General features: G+C 74.6%; 11 protein-coding genes, 1 tRNA gene and 1 riboswitch. Of the genes, 2 read left to right on the top strand and 10 right to left on the bottom strand.

Annotation, left to right across the window (positions count from 1 at the left end):
- Positions 1-50: 50 nt before the first annotated feature.
- The 3 genes from NT8_RS24560 to NT8_RS24570 form a co-directional block, all read right to left on the bottom strand.
- Positions 51-689, bottom strand: coding sequence for a DUF1707 and DUF4870 domain-containing protein (locus NT8_RS24560; RefSeq protein WP_245646317.1), 639 nt, complete (start codon positions 687-689; stop codon positions 51-53).
- A 258-nt stretch (positions 690-947) separates the two neighbouring features.
- A complete protein-coding gene (locus tag NT8_RS24565) occupies positions 948-1,736 on the bottom strand; it encodes a VOC family protein (RefSeq protein WP_067974334.1) in 789 nt (262 codons plus the stop codon).
- A gap of 174 nt (positions 1,737-1,910) precedes the next feature.
- Entirely contained in the window at positions 1,911-2,765 is an 855-nt protein-coding gene (locus NT8_RS24570) for an alpha/beta hydrolase (RefSeq protein WP_067974337.1), read from the bottom strand.
- Positions 2,766-2,950: 185 nt separating this feature from the next.
- On the opposite strand from NT8_RS24570, the gene NT8_RS24575 reads away from it, so the two are divergent.
- The gene (locus NT8_RS24575; RefSeq protein WP_217999301.1) at positions 2,951-3,556 is read left to right on the top strand and encodes a TetR/AcrR family transcriptional regulator; all 606 of its coding nucleotides are present in this window, start codon (positions 2,951-2,953) and stop codon (positions 3,554-3,556) included.
- Positions 3,557-3,623: 67 nt separating this feature from the next.
- Here NT8_RS24575 and NT8_RS24580 read toward each other — a convergent pair.
- The 4 genes from NT8_RS24580 to NT8_RS24590 all read right to left on the bottom strand — a co-directional run bounded on the left by NT8_RS24580 (position 3,624) and on the right by NT8_RS24590 (position 5,666).
- A tRNA-Ala gene (locus NT8_RS24580) sits at positions 3,624-3,699 on the bottom strand.
- A 182-nt stretch (positions 3,700-3,881) separates the two neighbouring features.
- The gene (locus NT8_RS29615; protein ID WP_217783044.1) at positions 3,882-4,001 is read right to left on the bottom strand and encodes a DLW-39 family protein; all 120 of its coding nucleotides are present in this window, start codon (positions 3,999-4,001) and stop codon (positions 3,882-3,884) included.
- 226 nt (positions 4,002-4,227) lie between these two features.
- Complete coding sequence (locus NT8_RS24585) at positions 4,228-5,061, bottom strand: helix-turn-helix domain-containing protein (protein WP_084469247.1); 834 nt, start codon at positions 5,059-5,061, stop codon at positions 4,228-4,230.
- Positions 5,062-5,351: 290 nt separating this feature from the next.
- On the bottom strand, positions 5,352-5,666 hold the full coding sequence (locus tag NT8_RS24590; protein WP_067974346.1) for a DMT family transporter: 315 nt from the start codon (positions 5,664-5,666) through the stop codon (positions 5,352-5,354).
- 20 nt (positions 5,667-5,686) lie between these two features.
- A riboswitch (guanidine-III (ykkC-III) riboswitch) is annotated at positions 5,687-5,752 on the bottom strand.
- A 249-nt stretch (positions 5,753-6,001) separates the two neighbouring features.
- Between NT8_RS24590 and NT8_RS24595 the strand changes: the two genes are divergently transcribed.
- Complete coding sequence (locus NT8_RS24595; RefSeq protein WP_067974348.1) at positions 6,002-6,310, top strand: hypothetical protein; 309 nt, start codon at positions 6,002-6,004, stop codon at positions 6,308-6,310.
- 392 nt (positions 6,311-6,702) lie between these two features.
- Here the strand turns inward: NT8_RS24595 and NT8_RS24600 are convergent, their stop codons facing one another.
- The 3 genes from NT8_RS24600 to NT8_RS24610 all read right to left on the bottom strand — a co-directional run.
- On the bottom strand, positions 6,703-7,803 hold the full coding sequence (locus NT8_RS24600) for a winged helix DNA-binding domain-containing protein (protein WP_067974351.1): 1,101 nt from the start codon (positions 7,801-7,803) through the stop codon (positions 6,703-6,705).
- A 402-nt stretch (positions 7,804-8,205) separates the two neighbouring features.
- Positions 8,206-9,351, bottom strand: a complete 1,146-nt coding sequence (locus NT8_RS24605; RefSeq protein WP_067974354.1) for a serpin family protein — start codon at positions 9,349-9,351, stop codon at positions 8,206-8,208.
- 9 nt (positions 9,352-9,360) lie between these two features.
- Positions 9,361-10,193 (bottom strand): gamma carbonic anhydrase family protein (locus tag NT8_RS24610; protein WP_217999302.1); only part of this gene is annotated, 833 nt, incomplete at its 5' end.

The following is a 10,193-nucleotide window of genomic DNA, read 5'->3' on the forward strand; positions in this document are numbered from 1 at the left end:
CCGATGGCCCCGCCGGAATCCGGCGGGGCCATCGGCGTTCGCGGGGGCGGCTACTCCGACTTCACGGGCCGCCAGGTGAACGGGTAGCGCCAGCCGTCACCGACGACGGCCACCAGGGCGCCGACGGCGGGCAGGAAGATCCAGCCGAGCAGCAGCAGCACCCAGGCGAGGATCGGCACGACCAGGAAGAACAGGCAGAACGCCACGATGGACGCGACGATGAAGGTGAGCTGGTAGTTGAGCGCCTCGATGGCGTGCCGGCGGACGAACGGCGAGGTGTCGCCGCTGGCGAGCAGCACCACGAGCGGGCCGATCGCGCTGAACAGGTAGCCCGAGAGGTGGCCGACGGCCGCCAGCCCGCGCTCGCCCGCGGTGACCGGGCCGTCGGTGCCCGGCGGGACCGACCGGCCGGGGGGCGCGTGCGGCCCGTTGGCGGCCGGCTGGAGGTCGTCCAGCAGCGGCACGAGGTCGGCCTGCACCTTGGCGGCCATGGCGAGGCCGAGGCGTTCGTCGAACTCGTTCTCGTCGAGTTGGCCCTGCGCGTACGCCTCCTTCAGCCGCTCCGCGACGTCGTCGCGTTCGGCGTGGGTCAGGCGCAGGTGGGCCGTGCCGGGCGGGGTCCGGCGGTCGGGGACGCGTCCCCAGCGCCGGTCGGGGCTCGATGGAGACATCGGTTCATGCACAGCCACGCTCACTCCTTGGCACCGGCCGTGCCGCCGGGGCGGCACCCGATGGGACGATTCACCACCCACCATCATGCGTCATGGGCACGCGGCGGCACATCGGGGAAGGCCCTGAGACGACCCCTGGATCCCCGATCGCCGCGGTCGCCCACACCCGGACCAACGCGGCGGTGGCGCCCCGGGTTCCCCGCCCCGGCCGCCGTCCGGTGCCGGGCGGCCGGGGGCCGGAGCGGGCCGGTGCGCGCCCGCCGTCCGGCGGGCGGGTCAGTTCGGGTCCGGCACGAGGACGACGAAGTCGGCGCCGAACGGGTCGGTGCAGACGGCGAGCCGGCCGACACCGGGGGCGTCGTCGGGGCCCATCCTCAGTTCGCCGCCGCCGGCGGTGACGGCGGCCACGGCGGCGTCGCAGTCGGTCACCTGGAACACCGGGTGCCAGTACGGGCCGCCCGCGGGTGCCAGGTGCTCGGCGGCGAGCTGCATCATGCCGCCCTGCATGCGCTCCTCGCCGCCCTCGGCGGGCGAGATCATCGCGTAGGCGCCGCCACCGCCGGGCAGCGGGGTCTCGGTGGTGGTCCAGCCGAACACGTCGCCGTAGAAGCGCTTCGCATCGGCGGTGTCGGTGGTGTACAGCTCGACCCACATCAGCGCGCCGGGTTCGTTGACGGCCTGGAGGCCGGGGAAGGCGCCGGCCTGCCAGGCGGCGAACCGCGCCCCCTGGGGGTCGGTGAGCTGCACCATGCGCCCCTCGTCGCCGACGTCGGCGAGCTCGCGGACCGCGCCGCCCGCCTGCTCGACGGCCTTGGCGGTGGCCGCGGCGTCGGGCACGGTGTAGTAGACGGTCCAGGCGGAGCGGGCCCCCTCCTCGGTGAGGGGCCCCAGGGCCCCCACGACCCTGCCGTCGAGCTGGAAGAAGCCGTACCCGCCGGCGTCGGGGCCCATCGAGCTGAACTCCCACCCGAACACTGAGCGGTAGAATTCCGCCGCCCGGTCGAGGTCGGGCGACCCGAGGTCGAGCCAGCACGGGGAGCCGGGAACGAAGTCGGTCGTGATCATGGCGGTCCCTTCGGAGAAAGTGCCGTGCCCCCAGACTGTGACACCGGCCACCGACATTCCCCCTCCCCCGCCCCCGGACCTCCCCAACATCCGGCAAACGCCCGGCGGAACCCGAGCAGGCGCCTCCGCGCGGGCGCCGCGTGCGGCGGGCACGCGGGGGCGGGGCGTCCGCGGTTACTGGGCGCGGCAGGTCCTGAGGTAGCTGAGGAACGAGGCCTGCAGGCCGGTCACGTGCGTTTCGCGCAGGACCGCGCCGGTGACGGCTCCGCCGCGCGCGGTCAGGCGGTGCAGCACGGTGGCCGTGTTCGTCGCGAGGCGCTGGTAGATGCCCAGGTCGCCGAGCAGCTCGCGGTCGTTCACGGTCAGGTGCAGCCGGGCGGCGGGCAGGTCGTCGCCCATCTCGTCGAGCCGGGCGAAGACCTGGCTGTCCGCACCGGCGACGCCGGGGCTGCCCGCCCCGATGCTGTCGAAGAGCGTGCAGCCGGTGAGCCAGGTGTAGAGGCCGAAGAGTCCGCCGTAGGAGTACCCGAAGAGGCCGTGGCCGGTCGCGGCCGTGCCGTAGTCGCGTTCGATCCGGGGGTGCAGTTCCGCGGTGAGGAAGCGCAGGAACGCGTCGGCGCGGGTGTCGCGCAGTTCGGCGAGGTAGGCGTCGGATTCCTCGCGGGTCCGCGCGCCCGTCCGGTATCCCAGCTCCACGGCGTCGACGAGCTCCTGGGCGATGGGCTCGCCGGGCGGCACGAAGTCCCTGTTGCGCAGCCGGTCCCAGTGCTGCGCGTCCTCGCCCGCGTAGCCGACGCTGACCTGGATGTAGGGCTGGATCGGCTGCATGGGGTCCAGCTGGGTGACGATGAGCGGGGCCGTCAGGCCCACCGCCCAGTTGCCGTCGAGCACGTAGACGACGGGCACCCGCGTCGCGGCGGGGTCGTAGCCCGGCGGCGTGGTGACCCAGACGCCGTAGTCGTGCCCACCGCTGGAGCGCGTCTCGAAGTAGTCGGTGTCGGCGAGGCAGCCCTGCCACATGGTGCTCATCAAGGGTCCTTCACATCTCGGCCGGCCTGGAGGGCGGGGACGGCGCCGGCGGGGTCGGCGGACGGTTCCGGGGCTTCGAGCGGCCCGCCGTCCCGGTCGTCCCTCCGCCGTCGCGGACCGGCTGCGACCATGTGTGGCGCGGCACGGCACCGTCAGCGTGTTTTTCCAATGGATAAACTGTGGGAGTGATCTTGTCAAGCGCGGACCACGCGGAACATGGGGGCGCGGAACACCGGGGCGACGCACGCGAACGCCTCCTGGCCCGGCTCCTCGACGCCTTCGGCGAGACCCTGCCCGCACCGGAGGTGTCGCTCCGCGAAATCGCCGCCCGGGCCGGGACCAGCCACGCCCTCCTGCGCTACCACTTCGGGTCGCTCCCGGGCGTCCTGGCGGCCATGCTCCGGGCCCAGCGGTCCCGCGACAACGAGGCGCTACTCGAGACCGCCCGGCAGGGCACCTTCGACGGCTTCGTCCTGGCGATCTGGCGGACCTACACCCGCCCGGAGCAGCTGTCGCGCGTCCGCGGGTTCTTCCACGTCGTCGGCCTGGCCGCGTACCGCCCGGAGGACTTCCGCGAGTTCATCGACTCACTGGACGACCTGACCGGGATGCTGGCCGCGCTCGCGGAACGCGAAGGGTTCGACGCCGCGGAGGCACCGGCCATCGCCACCGCCACCATCGCCGCGCTCCGCGGCCTGCTCCTCCAGGAGGTCCTGACCCCGGGAGCCCACACGGAGGACGCGGTCGCCGTGATCCTGCGCATGGCCCGGTCCGCGCCTCATGCGCGCTGAACGCGCAACGGCCACCCTCGGCGGATGCCGGGGTGGCCGTTCGCGATGCGCTGACGTGCGCGGAGGCTGGTGGAGCCAAGGGGAGTCGAACCCCTGACCTCCGGTATGCAAAACCGGCGCTCTGCCATCTGAGCTATGGCCCCGTGACCAGTGCCGAGCATACCGCTCCCGAAGGGCGGGGCGGGCGGGACGGCGTGGGGCGGGCGGCCGGTGGTCGGGGGAAGCGTGGGCGCGTGAATGGGGACGAACGTTCGCCCACGGCCCCCGGACACGGACGACAGCCACCACACATGGGATGTGCCGTGGCTGGTCGGCCTGATTGCTGCTAGTTGTCGCCGGCCGTGGCTTCCGTCCACAGGTCCAGCTCGGCGCGGTCGGCCTGGATCTTGCGGTAGACGGCGAACGCACCGAGGGCAACCAGCACCAGGACGATGATCTTCTTCACGGTGTGGACCCCTTCTTGGATCACGAGATGATGGGTCGGAAAGTGACGCGGGCTCGGCGGCGACCGGAGGATCCCGGTGGCGCGGCGGGCGGCGGAATGCCGCCGACCGACCGAGCGGACGGCGTCGGTAGAGAACTTTATGGGGTTGTCTCCCAGCAGACTAGCAACCCGTGGGGGCGTTCCCCGCCCGGCGCACCCGTTGCGGGCCGCCGAAGTTACCCCCGGGTCAGGTGAGCAGGGACAGCCGCTTCAAGGTCGTGGCCGTCGCCTCGGGGGTGGCGGCGGCCTCGGCCAGCCTGCTCCACACCTCCTGGCAGGCGCGGACGCTGTCGTCGGCCTCGACGATCGTCCCGCCGTGGGTGGCGTCGACGAACGCCAGCGACGCCTCGTCCTCGTCGAACTCCAGGACGGTGAACGGGCCCGCGGAACCCGCGTGCAGACCGGCGGAGGTGGGCAGCAGCCGGATCTCGACGCGCTCGTGCCGGGTGCCGAGCTCGATCAGCCGGCGCAGTTGCGCGTGCAGCAGCCCGGGGTCGGCGGCGATGCGGTGCAGCGCGTCCTCCTCGACCAGCGCGTGGTAGCGCTCCAGGCTGTCGCGGTCGAGGACCTCCTGCCGCTTGAGGGTGGCCGCCACGGCGCGTTCGACGCCGCGCGGGTCGCGCCCCTGCGAGCGGGCGAGCGCCGCCGTGTACTCGGGCACCTGGAGGAGGTCGGGGACGAGCATGCCGGCGTAGGTGTCGATGGCGACCGCCCCCGCCTCGTTGCCCACGTAGGCGGAGGAGAGGACGTCCTCGTACTCGGTCCACCACGGGCGCAGCCGGGACTCGCGCACCAGGGTCAGGATGGCCTCGCGCTGGCCGCCGGTGACCCCGTACAGCTTGAGCAGGGCCGAGACCTCGATGACCGACGGCCATTTGCGGATGCCGGTCTCGATGTGGCCGAGCTTGGCCGGGGACCATTCGAGCACCTCGGCGACGTCGCTCAGGGTCATCCCGGCCTGGACACGGCGGCGGCGGAGTTCGGCGGAGAGACGGCGGCGGCGAACTGTGGGGCTGCTCATGGCGTCCGGTTCCGTACACGCTGAGTGGCGGGGCTGTGGGACTAGAGAAGCACTCGGCCTACCCTCTAGCAATGCGTTCGTAGAAATTGGCCGCTGGATCCTCGATTCCACCGGGGATCCGCGCCCCTGGGCGGGGCGGGCGGGAAGCGGCGGCGCCGCTGGTGCGGGTGATGCGGACCCGCGCCGGGGGCCGCGCCACCGCGGGCTGCGGCCGTTCCCGCGGGCCCCAGTGGCGGCCGTCCGGAGACCGCCGATCCGGCCGCCCGAATCCCGCTCGGACAGCGGGACCGTCAGTGCAGCAGCTTGAGGCCGACGATCCCGCAGACGATGAGCAGCAGGCAGAGGATCCTCGCGACGCTCACCGCCTCGCCCAGCCACGCCATGCCGACGACGGCGGTACCGACCGCGCCGATCCCCAGCCAGACCGCGTACCCGGTGCCGACGGGGATGGTGCGCAGCGCCAGCGCCAGGCCGGTCATGCTGAGCACGAGCGTGACGGCGAAGGCCGCGGTCGGCCAGAGGCGGGTGAAGCCCTGGCTCGCGGAGAGGGCGGTGGCCCAGGCGGTTTCGAGCAGACCCGAGACGACGAGCAGGAACCATGCCATGATGCGCCTCCCAGAGTGCGTCGACGCCGTCTTGTCGCACCGGGTACGGCGTACCTCGTCCGGGGGCGGCCCGGTCGGCCAGGCCCACACCTCACGTTAGGCAACCCCCGCACCTCGGGGAAGCCGCACGGGTGGTGACCTCCCGCACCACCCGCCGCACGGGAATTCGGCCGCCTCCCGCGCACCGGTCCCCGCACGGCCGGCGGCGCGGGGACACGCCCGATGGCCCCCCGGGCGGCGGCGCCCGGACCGGCGGCCCGACCCGCCCCGGCCCGGAGCGCGTACGATGCAGGCTGGATTGCCGGGGCCGCGTCCCCGCACACGCTAGGAACCCCATGAGCCAACCCATTGACGACACCCAGCGGCTGATCGCGCACGCCGAGGAGGAGCTTCCGCCGTCCACGCGGTCCAAGCTCATAGCGAAGCTGCGGATGGGCGTCCACATCGACGACGCGGCACGCGACCTCGGAGTCAGTCCGCAGCGCGTGTTCTCCAACGCGCGCATCCTGGGCGCCTTCGGGGAGCAGCTCGACGCCACCCTGACGGCCGAGCGCGACCCGGCCCTGCCGCACGGCACGGTCACCGGGTACAACAAGCGCTGCCGGTGCCCGCAGTGCCGGGCCGCGGTGAACCGCAGGATCTGACACCCGCCCCGACCTGCTGTTTCGCGACGTTAACCGGTAATTTTCCGTCGGATGCGGCTTTTCGCGCTTATTGATCTTGTGGCCGGGGAAACCGCACAGCATGAACGAGCGTGTGGACTGGGCCGCGATGAGCGACGAAGAGTTCATGGCGCTGGTGCGCCAGCTGATGGAGAACCCGTCGATCGACCCCGACGACGACTAGCCGCCCCTCCCAGCGGTCCACGCGGGTGTCCCGTCCCGCGTCAACGCCGCCTGCTCGCCCCTTCCCCGCAGGCGGACCCCCCGGCCGATGAGCCGCCCGCCCGGGCCCGCGCGCGCCGCCGCACCCCCGGCCCGTGCCCGGCCGCCCCGGGCCGCCCCGGCGGGCGCACGGCCGGCACCGCCACGCGGCCTCACGCCACCTCCAGGCGCGTGTCCGCGCCGAGGAACCGCCCGATGTCGGCGACCTCCGCGGCCACCGCCGCGAGCGTGCCGTCGTCGAGCGCGGCGAACGGCTCGACGCGCACCGCCTCTCCGGCGCGCCGCCACCGCGCCACGACCCGCCCGTCGACCACGACGGCCGGGTGCAGGACGCCGCCGCCCGGGGTCACCGCGCGGGCGTGCTCGGCGGGCAGGACCTCCGACCGGTCCCGGTAGCCGAGCAGGTAGCCGTCGTAGGCGCCGATGAGGCGCACCCGCGGCCGGGCCGGGACGTCGGGCAGCGCGTCGGCCGCGTCCCCGATCACCCACATCGGCCCCGATGCGGTGGACACCTCGGTCAGCGCGGGGGCGACCAGCTCCCACGCGCGCCGCACCTGCCGGGCGGGCAGCCCCGACCAGGCGGCGAAGTCCTCCGGCCGGGTCGGCCCGTACCCGCTGACGTGCCGGCGGGCCAGCTTGGCCAGCGCCACATCGGGGTCGCGCGGCTCCCACGACCCCACCCAGTCGCGCAGCAGGACATAGGTGGCCTCGCCGCCCTCGGTGTCCGGCCCCCGGCACACGACCCCGCGCAGCGCCGCGTACAGGGTGAGGTGCGCCGGCGCCTGCCCCTCGGTGGGGACGGGCACCCCCGCCTCGCCGAGGGCGGCGACCAGGTCGGAGCGGGTCAGGGCGCGGCCGCCCGCGAGGATGTCGGGCAGCGCGTCGACCGCCTTCGCGCACAGGCCGTCGTCCAGCCAGAGTTCGGCCCGGCGGCGCGCGAACCGGGGGAGGAGAGCGGGGCCGAACAGGTCGGTGATCCACCCGGCGTCGGCGGCCGGGACCATGTGCAGGGTGCCGCGCATGGCCCACGTGCGGATGACCGACCGCTCCTCGCCGACGGCGCGCCGCACGTCCGCCACCGTCAGGCCGGACGTGCGCGCCCGGACACCGAGCCAGGAGGCGCGGAGGTCCTGCGCCTGGACGGCGGCCGCCCCCCGGACGGCGCCGACCACTCCGGCCGCGGGCGGCCCCGCGAGGAGCTGGGCGTGCATGCGGGCCACGCGGAGCCGGGCGGGGGAGAGGGCGGTGGGCATCGGAACGTCCTTTCATCACCATGCCGCGGAGGAAGGGGTCGCGGAGGAAGGGTCGCGGAAGAAGGGGTGCCGACCAGAATGGCATTCGTCGGAGCGCCACACATCCGGGACGGACGGTGAGCACCTGTCCGGTCCGCATCCCCGGCCCCGCCCGCGACGGGGATCGCGGTCTCGACGAGGGCCGATGCGCGAACGCCATCCCGAAAGTGGGAGGCGGTGCCACCGCCGTGCGCGTGCCGCGTTCCGCGTGGTGGTGCGGGTGTGACGGCGGCACCGCCGGGCGCCGGGGCCCCGGGGGCCGATGCGCGGCGGCGTGCGGGCCGGCCCGTCACCCGGCTCGTCACCCCGGCCCGGGCCCGAGCGCGGTTCGACCGGAACCGGCCGGCCGCCCCACCGCCGCCCTCAGCGGTCGGCGGCCCCGCCGGGGTCGGCGACGTGCGCCAGGAAGAGGAGGTCGGGGCCGCGCCGCAGCGCCGCAGTGAACGGCCGGTCGACCGTGAAGGGCAGCGATGGGGGCGGCATCCCCATGTAGGCGATGGCCGCCGTGGCCGCGGCGCCCTCCGCCCCGGCCTCGTCGACGGCGAGCACCGCCTGGTGCAGGATCGCGTCGACGCGCAGCGGGGCGGGTGAGAGCCCTGACAGGTCCGCGTCGCCGGTGAACAGGGTGCCGGCCCCGGCGGCGTCGAGGTGGGGCGACAGTTCCTCGGCGGTGCGCGCCTGGACGCGCGGCAGCGTGAGGGCGGTCTCGCGGGGGGCCGCCGACCGGTGGAGGGCGGCGAACACCTCCGCGGTGGGCGTGCGCCCCGGGGTGTCGGGGAGGAGGACGTCGAGGTCGATGCCGCCGTCCCCGGCGAGTGTGACCATCCGCCACCCCGCTGCGGCGGCGTGGGGGAGGCGGGCGGTGCGGCGCATCATCGGGACGTCCCGAGGACCCGATGGGGTGGCGAACGGGGCGGGGGCGGTGCGCGCGGGGTCGAAGGAGTCGGCCCAGCGCACGCGGGCGCGCAGCGCGTCGGCGACGACGAGGGAGGTGTCCCGGTCGACGCTGCCGGACGGGACCAGCTCGCGCACCGCGCCGCCGGTGGCGCGGCGGATCTCCTCGTTGATGGCGGCGCGGGCGCGCTCGGGGTCGGCGGCGAAGTCGGCGGCGCGGACCCGGAGGTCCGGCGATCGGGCGGCCAGGCGGCGGAACCCGTCGGTGAGAGGGGTGTCGGGGGCGTGCCAGAGCCCCGTTGCGCGGGACAGGCCCCCGCCCGGAGCGGCGGGCGCGCCGGGGCCGGGGTAGGGGTCGGTCGTGTTCTCGTCCTCCGTACCGACCGCTCCGCCACCGGGGTCGGCCCGTGGTGCGCCGGCCTCCCCGCGGCCGGCGTCGAGCACGGCCGCCAACTCGGCCCGGGTGCGGCCGCGCGCCCCGAACGCCAGCAGACCGAGGAGCCCGGCGACGGAGAGCGGCGACCAGACGACCGTCTCCGCTCCGGAGCCGACGAGATCGCGGTGCAGGCGGAAGGCGAACGCGGTGCGACGGGGGGAGACGGCGGTACCGGACATGGCGCGACCCTATGCGAGCGGCGGGTCGGGCCGCCCGCACTCCCCAGCCTCGCGCCCCGGGGGAGTCCGCACGGCGCTGCACTCCAGCACGGCACCGGGATCACTGATGTGGCGGTAGCCGAGATCCGGAACCTCATCGTCCACGTGCGCGCCGAACTCGGCGACGCGCACCTCCGCGATCTGCTCGTACCGCCTGATCCGGTCGGTCCACTCCGCGTCGACGCCGAAAGCCGCCTGCGCGAAGCCCACCCGGCCGACCGCCTCGGCCGAGCCCGGATCACCCGGGGCCAGCAGCCGCACCGGCACGTCGAGCGCCACGGTCTGCGGCGGGACGAAGTACTCGTCCGGCAGAACCGTGCGCGCATGGACGAGCGCGCCGACGGCGACGACCGAGCCGGCCCCCAACCGTGCGCACTGGAGAACCGTCGCCGAGGTCGCCACGTAGACACACCTGCCGACCTCGCAGCCCAGCAGCGTGGCGTGCGGCCCCACGAAGACGTGGTCGCCGACGACCACCGGCTGATCGCCGACGACGGCAGATCCGCGCAACACCGCGTTCTCGCAGATCACCGCCGCCTCCCCGACCTCGATCCGAGACCCCTCGGCGTCGAGCACCGCACCGAACATCACCCGCGCCCTCGGCCCCACGCGGACATCACCGACCAGCGTGGCCGTCGGGGCGACGTAGGCGGTGGGATGAACCTGCGGTCCATGCCCACGGTGTCGGATACGCATTCCCTGCGTTGCGGCGATCATGGGCGCATTCTCGCCCGACCGAACGCGGGCAGGCTGGCGGGATTCAGACATCGCGTTCAACGCGTCCGGCGCCATGCATGCATTCA

Origin of the sequence: Nocardiopsis trehalosi NBRC 14201 (assembly GCF_001552555.1) — a bacterium.
Taxonomy (GTDB): domain Bacteria; phylum Actinomycetota; class Actinomycetes; order Streptosporangiales; family Streptosporangiaceae; genus Nocardiopsis_B; species Nocardiopsis_B trehalosi.